The organism is Rhodococcus mengyinensis, from assembly GCF_048381435.1.
GTDB classification, from domain to species: domain Bacteria; phylum Actinomycetota; class Actinomycetes; order Mycobacteriales; family Mycobacteriaceae; genus Rhodococcus_F; species Rhodococcus_F opacus_D.
In genome coordinates, this window is the sequence record NZ_JBLWIT010000105.1 from 108,997 (window position 1) to 128,613 (window position 19,617).

At 68.8% G+C, this 19,617-nt stretch carries 16 protein-coding genes; 15 read left to right on the top strand and 1 reads right to left on the bottom strand.

Annotated elements, in window-relative coordinates; all coding sequences use genetic code 11:
- From ACNJ7E_RS21525 to trmD, 14 genes are all read left to right on the top strand, one after another.
- Positions 1-441 carry an OsmC family protein gene (locus ACNJ7E_RS21525; RefSeq protein WP_418340915.1) on the top strand — a complete coding sequence of 147 codons (441 nt, stop codon included), beginning with the start codon at positions 1-3 and terminating at the stop codon, positions 439-441.
- On the top strand, positions 441-1,370 hold the full coding sequence (locus ACNJ7E_RS21530) for an NHL repeat-containing protein (protein ID WP_280781780.1): 930 nt from the start codon (positions 441-443) through the stop codon (positions 1,368-1,370). The genes ACNJ7E_RS21525 and ACNJ7E_RS21530 overlap by 1 nt, the downstream gene beginning before the upstream one ends.
- A 5-nt stretch (positions 1,371-1,375) precedes the next feature.
- A complete protein-coding gene (locus ACNJ7E_RS21535) occupies positions 1,376-1,645 on the top strand; it encodes an acylphosphatase (RefSeq protein WP_011598391.1) in 270 nt (89 codons plus the stop codon).
- Between the two features lie 22 nt (positions 1,646-1,667).
- Positions 1,668-5,273, top strand: a complete 3,606-nt coding sequence (smc, locus tag ACNJ7E_RS21540; RefSeq protein ID WP_418340916.1) for a chromosome segregation protein SMC — start codon at positions 1,668-1,670, stop codon at positions 5,271-5,273.
- 66 nt (positions 5,274-5,339) lie between these two features.
- Positions 5,340-6,743, top strand: coding sequence for a signal recognition particle-docking protein FtsY (gene ftsY, locus ACNJ7E_RS21545; protein WP_418340917.1), 1,404 nt, complete (start codon positions 5,340-5,342; stop codon positions 6,741-6,743).
- Between the two features lie 258 nt (positions 6,744-7,001).
- Positions 7,002-8,321 carry an ammonium transporter gene (locus ACNJ7E_RS21550; RefSeq protein ID WP_371113085.1) on the top strand — a complete coding sequence of 440 codons (1,320 nt, stop codon included), beginning with the start codon at positions 7,002-7,004 and terminating at the stop codon, positions 8,319-8,321.
- Positions 8,322-8,325: 4 nt separating this feature from the next.
- Positions 8,326-8,664, top strand: coding sequence for a P-II family nitrogen regulator (locus ACNJ7E_RS21555; protein ID WP_005240467.1), 339 nt, complete (start codon positions 8,326-8,328; stop codon positions 8,662-8,664).
- Entirely contained in the window at positions 8,654-11,206 is a 2,553-nt protein-coding gene (locus ACNJ7E_RS21560; RefSeq protein WP_283334804.1) for a [protein-PII] uridylyltransferase, read from the top strand. Before ACNJ7E_RS21555 ends, ACNJ7E_RS21560 begins: the two co-directional genes overlap by 11 nt.
- A 76-nt stretch (positions 11,207-11,282) precedes the next feature.
- A complete protein-coding gene (gene ffh / locus ACNJ7E_RS21565) occupies positions 11,283-12,869 on the top strand; it encodes a signal recognition particle protein (RefSeq protein ID WP_280781743.1) in 1,587 nt (528 codons plus the stop codon).
- A gap of 3 nt (positions 12,870-12,872) precedes the next feature.
- On the top strand, positions 12,873-13,958 hold the full coding sequence (locus ACNJ7E_RS21570) for an amidohydrolase family protein (RefSeq protein ID WP_280781744.1): 1,086 nt from the start codon (positions 12,873-12,875) through the stop codon (positions 13,956-13,958).
- A gap of 179 nt (positions 13,959-14,137) precedes the next feature.
- The gene (gene rpsP / locus ACNJ7E_RS21575; RefSeq protein ID WP_005240477.1) at positions 14,138-14,599 is read left to right on the top strand and encodes a 30S ribosomal protein S16; all 462 of its coding nucleotides are present in this window, start codon (positions 14,138-14,140) and stop codon (positions 14,597-14,599) included.
- A complete protein-coding gene (locus ACNJ7E_RS21580) occupies positions 14,596-14,838 on the top strand; it encodes an RNA-binding protein (RefSeq protein WP_005240479.1) in 243 nt (80 codons plus the stop codon). Before rpsP ends, ACNJ7E_RS21580 begins: the two co-directional genes overlap by 4 nt.
- 13 nt (positions 14,839-14,851) lie before the next feature.
- Positions 14,852-15,403, top strand: coding sequence for a ribosome maturation factor RimM (gene rimM / locus ACNJ7E_RS21585; protein ID WP_418340918.1), 552 nt, complete (start codon positions 14,852-14,854; stop codon positions 15,401-15,403).
- A gap of 10 nt (positions 15,404-15,413) precedes the next feature.
- The gene (gene trmD / locus ACNJ7E_RS21590; RefSeq protein ID WP_418340919.1) at positions 15,414-16,106 is read left to right on the top strand and encodes a tRNA (guanosine(37)-N1)-methyltransferase TrmD; all 693 of its coding nucleotides are present in this window, start codon (positions 15,414-15,416) and stop codon (positions 16,104-16,106) included.
- A 25-nt stretch (positions 16,107-16,131) separates the two neighbouring features.
- On the opposite strand, the gene ACNJ7E_RS21595 is transcribed toward trmD, so the two are convergent.
- Entirely contained in the window at positions 16,132-17,166 is a 1,035-nt protein-coding gene (locus ACNJ7E_RS21595; protein WP_418340920.1) for a serine hydrolase, read from the bottom strand.
- A 75-nt stretch (positions 17,167-17,241) separates the two neighbouring features.
- Here ACNJ7E_RS21595 and ACNJ7E_RS21600 point away from each other — a divergent pair, with 75 nt between their 5' ends.
- Positions 17,242-19,578 carry a Tex family protein gene (locus tag ACNJ7E_RS21600; RefSeq protein ID WP_280781748.1) on the top strand — a complete coding sequence of 779 codons (2,337 nt, stop codon included), beginning with the start codon at positions 17,242-17,244 and terminating at the stop codon, positions 19,576-19,578.
- Positions 19,579-19,617 lie beyond the last annotated feature (39 nt).

A 19,617-nucleotide genomic window follows, 5' to 3' on the forward strand; every position in this document is an offset into this window, starting at 1 on the left:
ATGGCAGAACAGACTTCCGACACGACGGCGCCCACCTCACTGTGGGTCGAGCGGACGGGCACCCGGCGATACACGGGCCGCAGCTCGCGCGGCGCCGAGGTCCTGATCGGCTCCGAGGGCGTGGAGGGCGTGTTCACCCCCGGGGAACTCCTGAAGATCGCACTCGCCGCGTGCAGTGGAATGAGCTCGGACTTCCCGCTGTCGCGGCGGCTGGGCGACAACTACGACGCAACCATCCGGGTGTCCGGTGCCGCCGACCGGGAGAACGAGGTGTACTCGCAGCTGGACGAGGTGCTGGAGCTGGACCTCAGCGAGCTCGACGCCGACGCGCAGGAGCGTCTGGTGGCGCTCGTGGAACGGTCGGTCGACAAGGTCTGCACGGTCGGGCGGACGCTGAAGGCCGGGACGAAAGTGACGTTGACCGTCCAGAGGGAAGCATGATGCGTCGTGAGCTGGCCGCACTCGCGGGCGGGACGGCGCTCTGCGCGGGTCTGCTCGTGGTCGCGCCCGCGGCCGCCGGGCCCGCGTTCTCGCCCCCCGGCGGTGCGTGCACCCCGTGGTCGGTGTCGGAGGTGACGTCCGGGGCGGGTGTTCTGGAGAACCTGGCCTTCGACGGCGCGGGCACCATGCTGGTGTCGCGGACAGGCCTGGTGGGCGGCGGAGCCCTCGACGGGGTCGCCCCCGACGGCACTGTCACCCCGGTCGTGCCCGAGGTCGAGTCGCCCGGTGGAATCGCCGTGGACGGCGCCGACGCGTACTTCGCCACGGGGAACTCCTTCGCCGCCGGGGTCACCGGCTCGGCGAGCGGCACGGTCGACGTCGTGAACCTCGACACGGGTGACACACGCACCGTGGCCGAGGGACTGGTCATGCCGAACGGGCTGGTCCGGCTGGGCAACGGAGACATCCTTACCACCCGGAATCTGGGCTCCGGGGCGGGACTGACGCGCGTCCCCGCGGCGGATCCCCACACACCGGAGGTCGTCCGCACCGATCTCGGCACCGTCGACGGTCTCTCCGCGCACGACGGCAACGTCTACACGGTGACGACGTTCGACACGACCACCACGCTGCGCATCCTCCGCGAAGACGACCTCGGCGGACCTGTTGTCTCCGTCGCGCTGCCCGGCTCCGGGCCCCTCAACGCGGCCGACGACCTCACCGCCGGACCGGACGGCATCGTCTACGTCGCCTACAACGGCGGCGGCAAGGTGGTGCGGGTCGATCCCACGACGGGGGAGAGCTGCGCCCTGGCGTCCGGACTGCCGCTCGTGTCCTCGGTGCGGTTCGGCGCCGGACCGGGCTGGGATCCTGACGCGCTCTATGCCACCAGCTTCACCGGGAAGATCTACAAGCTCGAACGGTCGTGACGGACATGGAGAGAATGACCGCGTGGGTGCACGGATTCGTGCAGGGTGTGGGATTCCGGTGGTGGACCCGCGCCCGCGCGCTGGAACTCGGCCTCGTCGGATACGCGGCCAACCAGAAGGACGGCCGCGTGCTCGTCATCGCCGAGGGGCCTCGGGACAAGCTGGAAACCCTGCTGACGCTGCTGCGGTCGGGAGACACACCGGGCGCGGTGGATCTCGTCGTGGAGCAATGGGATTCCGCCCGCGGCGACCTCACCGGGTTCGTGGAACGGTGAACCGCAGGTAAAGTTCTCCGTCATGCATCTGAAGAGTCTGACGCTGAAGGGATTCAAATCCTTTGCGTCCGCAACGACTCTGCGATTCGAGCCGGGAATCACCTGTGTCGTAGGGCCCAACGGGTCGGGTAAATCCAACGTCGTCGACGCGCTCACCTGGGTGATGGGCGAGCAGGGGGCGAAGGCACTGCGCGGCGGCAAGATGGAAGACGTCATCTTCGCCGGCACCGCCGGGCGGGCGCCCCTCGGGCGCGCCGAGGTCACGCTGACCATCGACAACTCCGACGGCGCCCTGCCGATCGACTACTCCGAGGTGTCGATCACCCGGCGCATGTTCCGCGACGGCGCCGGAGAATACGAGATCAACGGCAGCTCGTGCCGGCTCATGGACGTGCAGGAACTGCTCAGCGACTCCGGCATCGGCCGGGAGATGCACGTGATCGTCGGTCAGGGCCGCCTCGCCGCCATCCTCGAATCCCGACCGGAGGATCGGCGCGCATTCATCGAGGAAGCAGCCGGCGTTCTCAAGCACCGCAAGCGCAAGGAAAAAGCGGTCCGCAAACTCGACGCCATGCAGGCCAATCTGGCGCGCCTGAACGACCTCACGGCGGAACTGCGGCGCCAGCTCAAACCGCTCGGCAGGCAGGCCGAGGTGGCGCGCCGCGCCCAGACCGTGCAGGCCGACCTCCGCGACGCGAAGCTGCGGCTCGCCGCGGACGACCTGGTCACGCGGCGCGAGGAGCTGGCCAACCAGGCTCAGGACGAGAAGGTCGCGCGTGAGCAGCACGACCAGGTCACCGAGGCGCTCGACGAGGCCAATCTGGAGCTGGGACGGCACGAACAGGAACTGTCGAGGCTCACACCGGGTGCGGAAGCGGCCGCGCAGACGTGGTTCCAGCTGTCGGCACTCGCGGAGCGCGTCAACGCGACCATCCGCATCGCCCGCGAACGGGCGCGCCACCTCGACTCCGAGCCCTCCGCGAACCGCGGTCAGGATCCGGACGAGATGGAGGCCCGCGCCGACCGGATCGCCGCGGAGGAAATGGAGCTCGTCGAAGCCGTCGAGATGGCGCGCGCGGCGCTGGACGCGGCCAAGGAGCAGCTGGCACTGGGGGAGGAGACCGCCGCCGAGGCCGAACGCGCTCACATGGCGGCGGTCCGGGCGATCGCCGACCGCCGTGAAGGCCTGGCCCGGTTGTCCGGGCAGGTCGACACGCTGCGCACCCGCGCCGACTCCGTCGACGCCGAAGTGTCCCGGCTGACCGCCGCAATCGAAGAGGCCCGGCAGCGCGGCGACGCGGCACAGTCCGAATTCGAGGTGGTCCAGGACGAGATCGGTGACCTCGACGCCGGCGAGCTCGGGCTGGATTCCCACCACGAGCGTGCCGTCGAGGCACTGCGCCTGATCACCGAACGCGTCACGGAACTCCAGGCCGAGGAGCGCGCCGCCGGACAGGAAGTGGCATCCCTGCGTGCCCGGATCGACGCGCTGTCGATGGGCCTCGAACGCAAGGACGGCGCCTGCTGGCTCGTCGAGAATCGGGCGCAACACGGCATCCGGGGACCGATCGGCGGACTCATCACCGTCGAGAAGGGATACGAGGGTGCTGTCGCCGCGGCCATGGGCCCCGCCGCGGACGCCGTCGTCGCCGAATCCCTCGACGCCGCCCGCGGCGCCGTCGGTGCGCTGAAGGAAACGGACAGCGGACGGGCGTCCCTGTTCATCGGCACCGATCACGTCGCAGGTGACGGCGGGCACCTGGACTCCGGCGCCCGGTGGGCCGTCGACGTCATCGACTGCCCCGCCGAACTGCGGACCGGGCTCGCAGCGCTCCTGGGCGGAGTGGTCGTGGTCGATTCCCTCGACGACGCCGTCGAGACCGTCCGGCGCAGGCCCGACGTGCGCGCCGTCACCCGAGACGGAGATCTCCTCGGAACGGGCTGGATGAGCGGCGGCTCGGACCGTCAGCCGAGCACCCTCGAGGTCCAGGCCGCCATCGACAACTCGGTGCAGGATCTGGCCCGCGCCGAACGTCGCGCCGAGGAACTGTCCGCGGCACTGTCCGGCGCGGTCGCGGAACAGGCCGACCGTCAGGAGAACGCCGAGCAGGCACTGGCCGCGCTGAACGAATCCGACGCTGCGATGTCCGCCATCTACGAGCGCCTCGGCCGCCTCGGCCAGGCCGCGCGGGCCGCTCACGCCGAATCCGATCGGCTCATGGCGCAGCGGGACAAGGCCGAGAGCGGTCGCGAGGACACGCTGACCGCGCTCGCCGAACTCGAGGAGCGGCTGCGCCTGGCGGAACAGGACGGGTCGTCCTCCGGTGCCGACACGGGTGGATCCGACACGACGAGCATCGATCGTGAGATGGCGGCCGCGGCGCTGGCCGAAATGCGTGCCGTGGAGGTGGAAGCCCGACTGTCGGTGCGCACGGCCGAGGAGCGTGCCGAATCGGTGCGCGGCAAGGCGGATTCCCTGCGCCGCGCCGCACAGGTGGAACGCGACGCGCGCGCCCGGGCCGAACGTGCGATGAAGGCGCGCCAGAACGCGGCCGCGGTTGCGGCGGCGGTCGCCGAGTCCGGGCAGCGGGTCGCCGAGCACCTCGGTGACGTCGTCGACGCCGCGATGGCGCACCGCGACGAACTCGCGCGGGCCCGCACCGAGCGGACCACCCAACTCGAACAGGTGAAGGAAAGGGTGCGTCAGCTGAGCGGACAGCTGGCGTCGCTCACCGACACCGTGCACCGCGACGAGGTGGCTCGCGCCCAGGCCGCGCTGCGCATCGAGCAACTCGAGGAGGCGATCCTCGAACAGCACGGCATCGGCCTGGACGATCTGATCGCCGAATACGGCCCCGACGTCGCGCTGCCGCCGTCCGCACTCGAGATGGAGGAGTACGAGCAAGCGAAGGAGCGCGGCGAGCAGGTCACGATGCCCGCACCGATTCCGTACGACCGCGCCACGCAGGAGCGTCGCGCGAAACGTGCCGAGAAGGACCTGGCGACGCTCGGCAAGGTCAACCCGCTGGCACTCGAGGAGTTCGCCGCGCTCGAGGAGCGCTACAACTTCCTCTCGACACAGCTCGAGGACGTGAAGACCGCCCGCAAGGATCTCCTCGGGGTGGTGGCCGACGTCGATGCCCGCATCCTGCAGGTATTCACCGAGGCCTACTCGGACGTCGAACGCGAATTCGTGCAGGTGTTCGCGAAACTGTTCCCCGGCGGTGAAGGCAGGTTGGTGCTCACCGACCCGTCGGACATGCTGACCACCGGCATCGAGGTGGAGGCCCGGCCGCCCGGCAAGAAGGTCAAACGGCTGTCGTTGCTGTCCGGTGGCGAGAAGTCGCTGACGGCGGTGGCGATGCTCGTGGCGATCTTCCGGGCCAGGCCGTCCCCCTTCTATGTGATGGACGAGGTGGAGGCCGCACTGGACGACACGAACCTGCGTCGTCTGATCGGATTGTTCGAGCAGTTGCGGGAGAAGTCGCAGCTGATCGTCATCACCCACCAGAAGCCGACGATGGAGGTGGCCGACGCGCTCTACGGCGTCAGCATGCGCGGCGACGGCATCACCACCGTCATCTCCCAGCGGCTCCGTGGCCAGGACATGGCGGCCGCGGACGCCTGATTCCGGTCCGAGCCGGGACTGTGCGCGTGGGAAGGCAGTGAGCAACGAAATCCGGAGCCTGAAACAATGGGCGGCGTGACTACCGGAGCTTGGATTGCCATCGCGGCCGCACTGGCCGTACTTCTCGTCGTTCTCGTCGTCGGGTCCCTGCTGTATCGGCGTCGCCGAATCTCCCTGAAGGCGCCGGACACCCCGCAGGTCACCACGGCGGAGAAGGACCGTTCGGGCAGTTACCGCGCGGACGGCGGGTTCAACTTCAGCCAGGGGTCGACGGCGACGGCGCCGCCACGTCCGCCTGCGCCCGAGCCGGTTCTGCCGAAGCCGGTGCCCGAACCCGAAGTCGTCGTACCCGAACCCGAGGTCGTCGCACCCCCGGCACCGGAGAAGGCGCCCGAGCCGGAGAAGGCCCCGGAGAAGCCGACGGTCCCGCCGGAGCCGGTCACGTACGAACCGGTCGTCGCACCCGAGGTCGAACCGGAACCCGAGGTCGCGCCCGCGCCCGAACCCGAAGCCGCACCGGCCCCCGCCGCGCCGGTGCTCGACGTCATCGCTCCCACGGAGGGGCGGCTCGACCGTCTGCGTGGGCGGTTGTCCCGTTCCCAGTCCGCCGTGGGCAAGAGCCTGCTCGGACTGCTCGGCGGCGGCGATCTCGACGAGGACTCCTGGGAAGAGGTGGAGGACACGCTCCTCATCGCCGACCTCGGCTCGGCGACCACCACGAAGATCGTCACGTCGCTGCGTGAGCAGATGGCGTCGCGCAGCGTCCGCACCGAGGCCGATGCCCGTGCGCTGCTCCGCGAAGTCCTGGTCGCCGAACTCCGGCCGGAACTCAATCGCTCGATCCGTGCCCTGCCGCACGACGACCACCCGGCGGTCCTGCTGGTCGTCGGTGTGAACGGCACCGGCAAGACGACGACCACCGGCAAGCTCGCGCGTGTTCTCGTGGCCGACGGCAGGCGTGTCCTGCTCGGTGCCGCCGACACGTTCCGTGCTGCCGCCGCGGACCAGCTGCAGACGTGGGCCGAGCGGGTGGGCGCCGAGGTGGTGCGCGGGAAGGAGGCCGCAGATCCGGCGGCCGTCGCGTTCGATGCCGTGGCCAAGGGAATCGACAACGGCGTCGACGTCGTGCTGATCGACACGGCCGGCCGGCTCCACACGAAGACCGGACTGATGGACGAGCTGGGCAAGGTGAAGCGGGTCATCGAGAAGAAGGCGTCGGTGGACGACGTCCTCCTCGTCCTGGACGCGACCATCGGCCAGAACGGCCTCGCGCAGGCGCGGGTGTTCGCCGAGGTCGTCGACATCACCGGTGTGGTGCTCACCAAGCTCGACGGCACCGCCAAGGGCGGCATCGTGTTCCAGGTTCAGCACGAACTCGGGGTTCCCGTGAAGCTCGTCGGACTCGGTGAGGGCGCCGACGATCTGGCGCCGTTCGAGCCGGGTGCCTTCGTCGACGCGTTGCTCGGCTGACGCAGCGATCCGGGTCGTCTCGGGCTCCCGGACCGCTCAGGCGGGCTGAAACCGACCGCAAATCGCCTGGCGAAACCTGCACGCAACAAAATAGGCCGATGCGTTCACGCGCGCGAAACAGTGCAGTGGCACAGCCGAAACACCAACTGAGCACCCTTCTTCTCAGGTCGTCAGCCGCTACCGGCTGGGCAGAGAAGGAGGAGGCTCAAGGTGGATTTCCCCACTATCGGTGCACCGGACACCGGGGACACAGCGTGGATGCTGACCAGCGCCGCGCTCGTGTTGCTCATGACTCCGGGTCTTGCGTTCTTCTACGGCGGCATGGTGCGGGCCAAGAGCGTGCTGAACATGCTCATGATGAGCATCAGCGCGATGGGTGTCGTCGGCATCCTGTGGGTTCTCTACGGCTACTCCATGGCCTTCGGTGAGGACAAGGGAAACCTTGTCGGTGATCCGTTCCAGTACTTCGGGCTCAAAGGACTGATCGGCGGGTCGTACCTCGCCGAGACCGACGATGCCGGTTCGGTGATCGCCGATTCCGCGATCCCGCTCGTCGGCACCATCCCCGCGACGGTCTTCGTCGCGTTCCAGGCCATGTTCGCGATCATCACCGTGGCCCTCATCTCGGGTGCCGTGGCGGATCGCCTGCGCTTCGGTTCCTGGCTGCTGTTCGCCGGCCTCTGGGCGACGGTCGTGTACTTCCCCGTGGCGCACTGGGTCTTCGCCTTCGACGGCGTCACCGCCGAGACCGGTGGCTGGATCGCCAACAAGCTCGCCGCGGTCGACTTCGCGGGTGGTACCGCCGTCCACATCAACGCCGGCGCCGCCGGCCTCGTCCTCGCGATCATCCTCGGCAAGCGCAAGGGATGGCCGGGCACCCCGTTCCGTCCGCACAACCTGCCCTTCGTGATGCTCGGCGCCGGCCTCCTCTGGTTCGGCTGGTTCGGTTTCAACGCCGGTTCGGCCGTCGGTTCCAACGGCATCGCCGGAGCAACCTTCATCACCACCGTCATCGGAACGTGCGCGGCCATGCTCGCCTGGCTCCTGGTCGAGCGGATTCGCGACGGCCACGCCACCACACTCGGTGCGGCGTCCGGAATCGTGGCCGGCCTGGTTGCCATCACGCCTTCCTGTTCGTCGGTGAACGTCCTCGGCGCGCTCGCCATCGGCGTCGTCGCAGGCGCACTCTGCGCGCTCGCGGTCGGACTCAAGTTCCGCTTCGGGTTCGACGACTCGCTCGACGTCGTCGGTGTCCACCTCGTCGGCGGAATCGTCGGAACGCTGATGGTCGGCCTGGTCGCAACGGCTGAGGCGCCCGCGGGTGTTGTCGGACTGTTCTATGGTGGAGGCCTCGACCAACTCTGGCGTCAGGCAGTGGGCGCCGGAGCAGTACTGCTTTACTCGCTCGTCGGTACGGCCGTCGTCGCGTTGATCGTGAAGTTCACGATCGGTCTGCGGCTCAGCGACGAGGGTGAATCACTTGGAGTGGACGAGTCGGAACACGCAGAAACTGGCTACGATTTCGCCGCTCTCGGCGGAAACTCGGCGACTGCTCGTGTATCCGGCAAGGAGGGATGAGGAAATGAAGCTGATCACAGCAATTGTCAAGCCGTTCACTCTGGAGGACGTCAAGACGGGACTCGAGCAGGCGGGCGTCCTGGGCATGACCGTCAGCGAGGTCCAGGGGTACGGCCGGCAGAAGGGCCACACCGAGGTCTACCGAGGTGCCGAGTACTCGGTCGATTTCGTTCCGAAGGTCCGGGTCGAGGTCGTCGTGGACGACGCTGCTGTGGACAAGGTCGTCGAGGTGATCGTCGAAGCGGCACGCACCGGCAAGATCGGTGACGGCAAGGTCTGGGTCTCGCCGGTCGAGTCGGTCATCCGGGTGCGCACCGGGGAACGCGGCGCGGATGCGCTCTGACCCCAACGGGTCCGGTAAGACCGGCCCTGGTCCCGTCGCCAAGGCGACGGAACCAGGGCCGGTTGCGTCAGGCGGATCGGACGAAGCAGCGGACCTGGCCCGCGCACGCAGGCAACTGCTCACCGGCGGCTCCGAGACCGGCCCCGGCGCAAGGAATCCCGCAGGACACGGGCGTCGGCTCGACGCCGCAGCGCTCCGTCACGCGCTCGTCGACCTGCACGAGTTCTGGTTGACCACAAAGGGTGCCGAGCTGGGCATCAAGCCCGACAGCGGTTTCGCACTCGTCGCTGTCGGTGGGCTCGGACGGCGGGAACTTTTGCCGTATTCGGATCTCGACCTCCTCCTGCTTCACGACGACATGGATCCAGCAGTCGTCGCGCAGGTCGCCGACCAACTCTGGTATCCGTTGTGGGACGCGCACATCAAGCTCGACCACAGCGTCCGCACCATCCCTCAGGCACTACAGGTGGCGGACACGGACATCACCGCGGCTCTGGGAATGCTCGAGGCGCGTCATATCGTCGGCGACGTCGAGCTGACCAATCTGCTCATCAGCGGGGTCCGCAGGCAGTGGCGCACCGACATCCGCAACCGTTTCGACGGACTCATCGAGCAGACGCGGTCGCGCTGGGAACGCAGCGGCGAGATCGCCCACCGCGCAGAGCCCGACCTGAAGAGCGGTCGCGGTGGACTGCGGGACGTACAGTTGCTCAACGCGCTGTCCATCGCGCAGCTCACCGACGGCATGCCCGGGCTCGGTCCCGAGTCGCCCGGTGGGGGACTGGCACTCGCACATCGCCGGCTCCTCGACGTCCGCACCGAACTGCACCGGGTCGCGGGTCGCTCCCGCGATCAGTTGCGGGCGCAGGATGCCGACGAGATCGGCGCCGCACTGCGGATCGGCGATCGGTTCGACCTCGCACGCATGCTCAGCGATGCCGCGCGCACCATCAGCTATTCCGTCGACGTCGGTGTGCGGACGGCCGGGCACGCCCTGCCGCGGCGCGGTCTGGCGCGGTTGCGCCGACCACCGGTGCGACGGCCCCTCGACGAGGGTGTCGTCGAGCACGCCGGTGAAGTGGTGCTGGCGCGCGACGCCCGGCCGGCGAAGGATCCCGGCCTCGTGCTGCGGGTCGCGTCGGCGTCGGCGACGACGGGGATGCCGATGTCGGCGTCCACTCTGAATCGCCTGGCCGACAACGCTCCCGAGCTGCGCGAGCCGTGGCCGAAGGAGGCGCTGAACGATCTGCTGGTGATGCTGGGCTCGGGTAGCCGTGCCGTCGCGGCGATCGAAGCTCTCGATCGGACCGGCCTGTGGGGCAGGCTTCTTCCCGAGTGGGGTGCCGTCCGGGACCTGCCGCCGCGGGACGCGGTGCACACGTGGACGGTGGATCGTCATCTCGTCGAGACCGCTGCCTATGCCAGTGGGTTCACCACCCGCGTGGCCCGCCCGGACCTGCTGATGCTCGGCGCGTTACTGCACGACATCGGCAAGGGCCGCGGCGGCGACCACAGTGTGGTCGGCGCGGAACTGGCCACCCAGATCGGTAAGCGCCTCGGATTGTGGCCGTCGGACGTCGCGCTGCTGACGGCGATCGTGCGCCACCACCTGCTGCTGCCGCACACCGCGACCCGGCGGGACCTCGACGATCCCGAGACGGTCGAGCGGGTCGTGGAAGCGATCGGCGGCGACGGCGTCCTGCTGGAGTTGCTGCATGCGCTGGCGGAGGCAGATTCGCTGGCGACGGGTCCCGGTGTGTGGGGCGACTGGAAGTCGTCGCTGATCGGGGAACTCGTGCGCCGCTGCCGTCTGGTCATGGCGGGAGAGGTGCTTCCCGCACCCGATCCGCTCGATCCGGAACACGTGGCTCTGGCCGCGTCGGGTGGCGTGCACGTCGCGCTGGTCCCCGCCGACAGTCCCCACACGTATGTGGTGACGGTCATCGCACCCGATCAGCGGGGTCTGCTGTCGAAGGCGGCGGGCGTGCTCGCGCTGCACTCCCTGCGGGTCTACTCCGCGTCCCTGGGCAGCGCCGAGGGGTCGGCGGTCAACTCGTTCGTCGTGTCCCCGAGATTCGGGGCGCCACCGCAAGCGGGTCTGCTGCGGCAGGAGCTGATCCGCGCGCTGGCGGGGGAGCTGAACCTGCTGGAGATGCTCACGGCCAAGGAAGAGGAGGCTCGCGAGAGCCAGCGCGTCGCCGCTGTGGAGGAACGGGGCGAAGCCGCGGTTCCGGTGCAGTACGCGCAGGCGCCGCCGCGGGTCATCTGGTTCGACACCGCATCGCCCGGCGAGGTCATCCTCGAACTGAGGGCCGAGGACCGGCTGGGGCTGCTGTCCCGGCTCGCCGACGCGTTCGACACATGCGGCGCGGACGTCCGCTGGGCGCGGGTGACCACCCTGGGTTCTTCGGTGATCGACTCGTTCTGCCTCGATCTCGGCGGCGGGGACACCCGGGCGAGCAGGGAACAGGTCGAGAGCGCGATCCTCGGCGTCGTTCCGCTCACGAAGCCGAAGAAGCAGGAGGGCAGCGGGGGAGAATGAACGGCAGGACGTGAGCGGCTAGGCTGGTGCCCGAGAATATCCACCGCATACTCGTATGACTTCAGGAGCGCACTCGGTGTTCGAATCCCTTTCCGACAGGTTGACCGGAACCCTCAAGGATCTGCGTGGCAAGGGTCGCCTTTCCGGAGCCGACATCGATGCCACCTGTCGTGAGATCCGGTTGGCCCTGCTCGAGGCAGACGTCGCGCTGCCCGTCGTCCGCGCGTTCATCGCCAAGATCAAGGAACGCGCCAAGGGCGTCGAGGTGTCGGCGGCGCTGAACCCGGCGCAGCAGGTCGTCAAGATCGTCAACGAGGAACTCGTCGGGATCCTCGGTGGCGAGACCCGCCGTCTGGTGTTCGCCAAGACGCCGCCGACGGTCATCATGCTCGCCGGTCTGCAGGGTTCCGGTAAGACGACGCTCGCCGGCAAGCTCGCGAAGTGGCTGCGCGACCAGGGGCACACCCCGCTGCTCGTCGCCTGCGACCTGCAGCGTCCCGGCGCCGTCACCCAGCTGCAGATCGTCGGCGAGAGGGCGGGCGCCACGGTGTTCGCTCCGCACCCCGGCACGTCCATCGGCGGCGGCGACAACGAGCTGGGCATCACCGCGGCCGACCCGATCGAGGTGGCCCGGGCAGGTGTCGAGGAAGCCCGCAACAAGCAGTTCGACGTGGTGATCGTCGACACCGCGGGCCGCCTGGGTATCGACGCCGACCTGATGGCGCAGGCGGCGGGTATCCGCGACGCCGTGAACCCGGACGAGACGATCTTCGTTCTCGACGCGATGATCGGTCAGGACGCGGTCAGCACGGCCGAGGCGTTCCGTGAGGGTGTCGGATTCACCGGTGTCGTGCTCACGAAGCTCGACGGTGACGCCCGTGGTGGTGCGGCGCTCAGCGTCCGCGAGGTCACCGGGCAGCCCATTCTGTTCGCGTCCACGGGTGAGAAGCTCGAGGACTTCGACGTCTTCCATCCCGATCGCATGGCCAGCCGCATCCTCGGCATGGGTGACGTCCTCAGCCTGATCGAGGCGGCCGAGCAGCACTTCGACGCCGAGCAGGCCGAGGCCACGGCCCAGAAGATCGGCTCGGGACAGCTCACGCTGGAGGACTTCCTCGAGCAGATGATGGCCGTCCGCAAGATGGGCCCCATCGGCAACCTCCTGGGCATGCTCCCGGGTGCGGGGCAGATGAAGGACGCTCTCGCGAACGTCGACGAGAAGCAGCTCGACCGGGTGCAGGCCATCATCCGCGGCATGACCCCCGCCGAGCGCGACGATCCCAAGATCATCAACGCGTCCCGCAGGCTGCGGATCGCCAACGGTTCGGGCGTCAAGGTCTCCGACGTCAACCAGCTCGTCGATCGTTTCTTCGAGGCCCGCAAGATGATGGCCGCGATGGCCGGGCGAATGGGCATGCCCGGTTCACGGAAGCCGCAGCGCAGCAAGAAGGGCAAGAAGGGCAAGAAGGGTGGCAAGGGGCCGACGCCGCCGAAGGTGCGCGGCGGATTCCCCGGCGGCCTGCCCGGCGGGTTCCCGGGAATGCCGCCCGGCGGTCTCCCCGCGGGGATGCCCGATCTGTCGAACATGCCGAAGGGCCTCGACGAATTGCCGCCCGGACTCGAGGGCATCGACCTGTCCCAGCTGAAGCTGCCGAAGAAGTAGCCGATGGCCGCACTGCACTTCCGGGGCACCGGTCTGCCCGACGAACAGCCGGTCGAGTTCTGGGTCGACGGCGGTGTGATCTCGACGGAACCGGTTCCCGGCGCCGAGACCGTCTGCGAATCGGGATGGATCGTGCCCGGTCTCGTCGACGCCCACTGCCACGTCGGCATCCGGTTCGGCGGCGGCGGTGGCGAGAGCGTCGAAGGGTTGATCGCGCAGGCGGAGACCGAGCGTGACTGTGGGGTCCTGCTGATCCGCGACGCGGGTTCGCCGGTCGACACCCGGTTCGTCGACGACCGCCCCGACCTGCCGAGGATCATCCGCGCCGGGCAGCACATCGCAGCCCCCAAGCGCTACATCCGCGGACTGCCGGTCGATCTGGAGGACGAGTCGCAACTGCCGGACGAGGTGGTGCGCCAGGCCCGGGCCGGTGACGGGTGGGTCAAGCTCGTCGGCGACTGGATCGACCGCTCCGCGGGCGACCTGGCGCCCTTGTGGAGCGACGACATCCTCGTCGAAGCGATCGCGGCCGCACACCGCGAAGGGGCTCGCGTCACCGCGCACGTCTTCGCCGAGGATGCGCTTCCCGGTCTGATCAACGCCGGAATCGACTGCATCGAGCACGGCACCGGGCTCACCGACGAGACGATCGAGCTGATGGTCTCGCACGGAACCGCCCTCGTCCCGACGCTGATCAACATCGCGACGTTCCCGGACATCGCCGAGTCCGCCTCGCGGTTCCCGATCTACGCCGCGCACATGCGTGACCTGCACTCACGGGTGAAGGACACCATCGGTGCCGCTCACGACGCGGGGATCCCGATCTACGCCGGCACCGACGCCGGCGGATCGATCGTCCACGGACGCATCGCCGACGAGGTCGAGGAACTGAAGGCGGTCGGACTGACCCCGGCGGAGGCCCTCGGGGCTGCGTGCTGGGACGCGCGGACGTGGCTCGGACATCCGGGTGTGGAAGCGGGTGCGCCCGCGGATCTGCTGGTCTTCCGGAACGACCCGCGGGCGAGCAGCGACGCCCTCGCCGCGCCCGATGTCGTGGTTCTGCGGGGCAACGTCGTCAAGACCCGATGACCTGGTTTCCCGCTGACGGTGTTCGTCTGGCAGAATGAACCGCTGTTCGTCGCATCCGGTCACGCACCGCGCGGCGGTCACAGGTTAGAGGCAAAACCGGGCGCGCTATTCCTGCGCGTCGCCGAATTGCACGTGACACGTGAGCACACTCGTGTGCGCACTGAAGGAGAAGTACAGCAGTGGCTGTCAAGATCAAGCTCACCCGGCTCGGCAAGATCCGGAACCCGCAGTACCGCATCGTCGTCGCCGACTCCCGCACCCGCCGCAACGGCCGTGCGATCGAGACCATCGGCAAGTACCACCCCAAGGAAGAGCCCTCGCTGATCGAGGTCGATTCCGAGCGCGCTCAGTACTGGCTCGGCGTCGGTGCCCAGCCCACCGAGCCCGTCGAGGCCATCCTCAAGATCACCGGTGACTGGCAGAAGTTCAAGGGCCTGCCGGGCGCCGAGGGCACCCTCCGCGTCAAGGAAGCCAAGCCCTCCAAGCTGGAGCTGTTCCAGGCTGCGCTCGCGCAGGCCGAGAACGAGCCCGTCGGCGAGGCCATCACGCCCAAGAAGAAGAAGGCGAAGGCCGAGGACGCCGAGGCTGCTGCCGACGCTCCCGCCGAGGCTGCTGCAGAGTCCGAGGCTGCTGACAAGTGAGTGCCGTCGTCGCCGATGCCGTGGAGCACCTCGTTCGTGGCATCGTCGCCAACCCCGACGACGTTCGTGTCGAGCTGATCACCGGGCGTCGGGGGCGCACAGTCGAGGTGCACGTCAACCCTGACGATCTCGGCAAGGTCATCGGCCGCGGTGGTCGCACCGCGACCGCTCTGCGCACGCTGGTCTCCGGTATCGGTGGCCGCGGGATCCGTGTCGACGTCGTCGACACCGATCAGTAGAGGCCTTACAGCAGTGGAGCTCGTCGTCGGCCGTGTCGCCAAGTCGCACGGCATCAAGGGTGAGATCGTGGTCGAGGTTCGCACCGACGAACCCGAGGATCGATTCGCCGTGGGTGCCGTGCTGCGGGGACACAAGCCGCGCGAGCAGACTGTGAGCACATACACGGTGGAAGCCGCCCGGGACCATTCCGGGCGGCTTCTGCTGCGCCTCGAGGGTGTGTCGGATCGCACCGCGGCGGATGCCCTGCGGGGCACGCTGTTCGTCATCGACAGCGCCGAACTCGAGCCGTCCGACGACCCCGACGAGTTCTACGACCACGAACTCGAGGGACTGTCGGTGCGCCTCTCGGACGGCACCGAGGTGGGCACCGTCATCGAGGTATTGCATTCCGCGGCAGGCGAATTGCTCTCGATCCGCCGGGCCGGCGAACAGTCCGGCGAACTTCTCGTCCCGTTCGTCGCCGCGATCGTCACGTCGGTGTCCGTCGCCGACGGCGTCGTCGAGATCGATCCGCCGGAAGGGTTACTCGATCCCGACTTCGGTGAATCGGCCGACGAGAAGTGAGTCGGTAGCCATGCGTCTCGACGTGGTCACCATCTTCCCCGAGTACCTCGAACCGCTTCGAGCGGCGTTGCTCGGCAAGGCCATCGACAAGGGCCTCATCTCCGTCGACGTGCACGATCTGCGGGACTGGACGCACGACGTCCACAAGGCCGTCGACGATTCTCCGTACGGCGGCGGGCCGGGGATGGTCATGAAACCCACCGTGTGGGGGCCCGCGCTCGACGACGTCCTCGCCGCGGGCGACGGCGACTCGGACACGCTGCTGGTCGTCCCCACACCGGCCGGTGTTCCTTTCACGCAGGCCACCGCCGAGCGCTGGGCGGGGGAGCAGCACATCGTCTTCGCCTGCGGACGTTACGAAGGCATCGATCAGCGCGTGTTCGACGACGCCGCCCGCCGGGTGCGCGTCGAAGAGGTGAGCATCGGCGACTACGTCCTCATCGGGGGCGAGGCGGCCGTGCTGGTGATGACCGAGGCGTTCGTGCGCCTGATCCCCGGAGTGCTCGGCAATCAGCAGTCGCACCAAGAAGATTCGTTCTCCGACGGCCTCCTCGAAGGTCCCAGTTACACGCGGCCGGCGACGTGGCGCGGACTCGACGTCCCGCCGGTCCTGCTGTCGGGTGATCACGCGAAGGTGGCTGCGTGGCGGCGGGAGCAGTCGCTGCAACGAACCGCCGAACGCCGCCCGGACCTGTTGCCCTGAACCGGCTTCCGGGCCTGCCGCAGCTCTAACCCTGGGGCTGCGCCCAGTCGTCGACGACACCGGTGGGGAACAGCGACTTCACGAATCCGGTCATCGTGTCCCGTGCATGCCGGGCGCTGGAATCCTCGGTGACATCCGTGATCGCGGTGTCCGGGTACGACTCCTCGTCGTCCTCGTACCGGATGTCCTCCCGCGACGCGACGGCCACGATGTAGCGGTTGTCGTCACCGATCAGGCCGGTCGACACGTGGATCCACCGATCTCCCACACAGCACATCCAACCCTGCTTCACCCCGACGACGTTCTCGCCGGGCAACCCGTCGGGGATGCCGAACCGCTGGTCGTAACCGTCGATCCCCGCGGGTGTCGACGAGCGCAGGTAGCCGACGAATTCGGCGATGCGATCCGCGCCCAGGCCTTCGCGATCGTCGAGAAGCCCGGCATAGAACGTCACGAGGTCGGCGGCGGTCGTCTCGGTGTTCCACCACAGTCCGTCCCAGGGTGGGGTGGTCGCGGCGAGTCCGTACCGCCCGGCGACGTCGACGACGACGTCCGAGCCGCCGAGATCGTCCCAGAGAGTGTTGGCCGCGTCGTCGTCGGACGATTCGAGCATCCGCTTCAGGAGGACACGGTCGAAGTCGGACAGCGGCCGCTCACCGAGCGCGTCGAGGTGATACATCTGGGCGGCGATGAACAGCTTGGCCAACGACGCCGTTTCGACGGGTTCGGTCGCGGCACCCTCCAGATAGCTGCCGGTGGCGCGGTCCAGAACAGCGATCGACATGTCGGCGCCGCGTTCGGCGGACGCCGTCGCGACCGCCGCCGAGATGCGTTCGGCGAGGGGTGCGGAAACGGGAACTCGCGCGGAGGGGAACGGCTCCGGGCTCACGGTCACGCCGTCACCCGCCGGCGGGTCGTCGGCCGGGAGGAGGTCGGGGGTGGCGACGGCCGGTGACGTCGCCGGGATGTCGACCACGGAGTTCGTCTCGGTCGGGATGGTGCAGGCCGGCGCAACCAGCACGAAGACCATGACCGTCAGGCATCGGATCAGCCTGGACATGAAATTCTCCCGAGATTTCCGTGACGGCCTCACCGCCGACGATATTGTCTCAGAGTAGCGGTAGGGTCCATTTCCGTGACTCTCAAGACCGTGAACCAGCGCATTGCCGAGGAACTCGACGTCCGGGAGGGACAGGTCGCGGCCGCCGTGGACCTCCTCGACGGTGGAGCCACCGTGCCCTTCATCGCCCGGTACCGCAAGGAAGTCACCGGAACGCTCGACGACGCTCAGCTCCGCCAACTCGAGGAACGCCTGCGCTACCTGCGGGAACTGGACGAGCGCCGGGTCGCCGTGCTCGAGTCGATCGACTCGCAGGGCAAGCTCGACGACCAGCTGCGTGGGCAGATCATGACCGCCGACACGAAGGCGCGCCTCGAGGACATCTACCTGCCGTTCAAGCCGAAGCGGCGCACCAAGGCGCAGATCGCCCGCGAGGCCGGTCACGAACCCGTCGCCGACGCACTGATCACCGATCCCTCCACCGATCCGGCGTCCTACACGGCCGAACAGCTCGAGGGTGCGCGCGCGATCCTCGTCGAGCGTTTCGCCGAAGACGCAGACCTGGTCGGTGAGCTCCGCGAGCTGATGTGGACCCGCGGGCAGCTGGTGTCCGCGGTCCGTAAGGGCAAGGAGACCGAGGGCGCGAAGTTCGCCGACTACTTCGAGTTCTCCGAGCCGTTCGGCAAGCTCCCGTCCCACCGGATCCTGGCGGTGTTGCGCGGCGAGAAGGAAGAGGTGCTCACGCTCACCCTGGCACCCGACACGGAGGAGCCCGTCCCCGGCGAGCCGACCGTCTACGAGGGCCGGATCGCCGGCCGGTTCGGCATCGCCGACCGCGGCAGGCCCGCCGACCGGTGGCTGCTCGACACCGTGCGGTGGGCGTGGCGCACCAAGATGATCGTCACGCTGGGCATCGACACCCGGATGCGCCTGCGGCAGTCGGCCGAGAAGGACGCCGTCGACGTGTTCGCCAACAACCTGCGCGACCTGCTGCTGGCAGCGCCTGCCGGTACCCGCGCCACGATGGGCCTCGACCCCGGCTTCCGGACCGGGACGAAAGTCGCGGTCGTGGACGCCACCGGCAAGGTCGTGGCCCACGACACGATCTATCCGCATCAGCCCCAGAACAAGTGGGACGCCTCCCTGGCCACTCTCGCCGGTCTCGTCGCCAAGCACGGCGTGGAACTCATCGCCATCGGGAACGGCACCGCCTCCCGCGAGACGGATGCGCTCGCGACCGAGCTGATCGCCAAGTCGGGTGCCACCAACCTGACGAAGATCGTGGTGTCCGAGGCCGGCGCGTCCGTGTACTCGGCGTCCGCGTACGCCTCGGCGGAGCTGCCCGACCTCGACGTATCGATCCGCGGAGCAGTCTCCATCGCGCGACGTCTGCAAGACCCTCTCGCCGAACTGGTGAAGATCGACCCGAAGTCGATCGGCGTCGGGCAGTACCAGCACGATGTGTCGGAGACGCTGCTCGCGCGGTCGCTCGGTGCCGTCGTCGAGGACGCGGTGAACGCGGTCGGCGTCGACGTGAACACCGCGTCGGTGCCGCTGCTGTCCCGCGTGTCGGGTATCGCCGGTTCGCTCGCAGAGAGCATCGTCGCGCACCGGGACCAGAACGGCCCGTTCCGCAGCCGCAAGGGACTCAAGGACGTCGCGCGGCTCGGTCCGAAGGCGTTCGAACAGTGCGCCGGCTTCCTGCGCATCCCCAACGGGGACGACCCCCTCGACGCGTCCAGCGTCCACCCCGAGGCCTACCCGGTGGTGCGCAAGATCGTCGGCGCCAGCGGCACCGGCGTGCGCGAGATCATCGGCAACACGTCCGCGCTCCGCAGCCTGAACCCGGCGGACTTCGTCGACGACCGGTTCGGTCTGCCCACGGTCACCGACATCATCGGTGAGCTCGAGAAGCCCGGCCGCGACCCCCGCCCGGAGTTCAAGACGGCCACGTTCGCCGCCGGCATCGAGAAGGTGTCGCACCTGAAGCCGGGGATGACGCTCGAGGGCGTCGTCACCAACGTCGCGGCGTTCGGCGCGTTCGTCGACATCGGCGTTCACCAGGACGGCCTCGTTCACGTGTCCGCGATGTCCCACAACTTCGTCAAGGACCCGCGGGACGTCGTCAAGTCGGGTGACGTCGTGAAGGTGAAGGTCCTCGAGGTGGACGAGGCGCGTCAGCGCATCGGCCTGACGCTGCGGCTCGACGACGAGGTCGGGGCCGGCCGCAAGAACGACGGTCCCCGCGGCGGAGGCGCGCAGCGGCAGGACCGGCGGGGCGGCGGGCAGCCGCAGGATCGGCGCGGCGGCAAGCCGCAGCAGCAGGGTGGACGCGATCGCGGGCGTGACTCCCGCCCGGCGCCCGGCGGTTCGATGGCCGACGCGCTGCGGAAGGCGGGGTTCGGCAAGTAGAGGTCACCATCCCGACACGAGCCACCACTTTTCGATGGA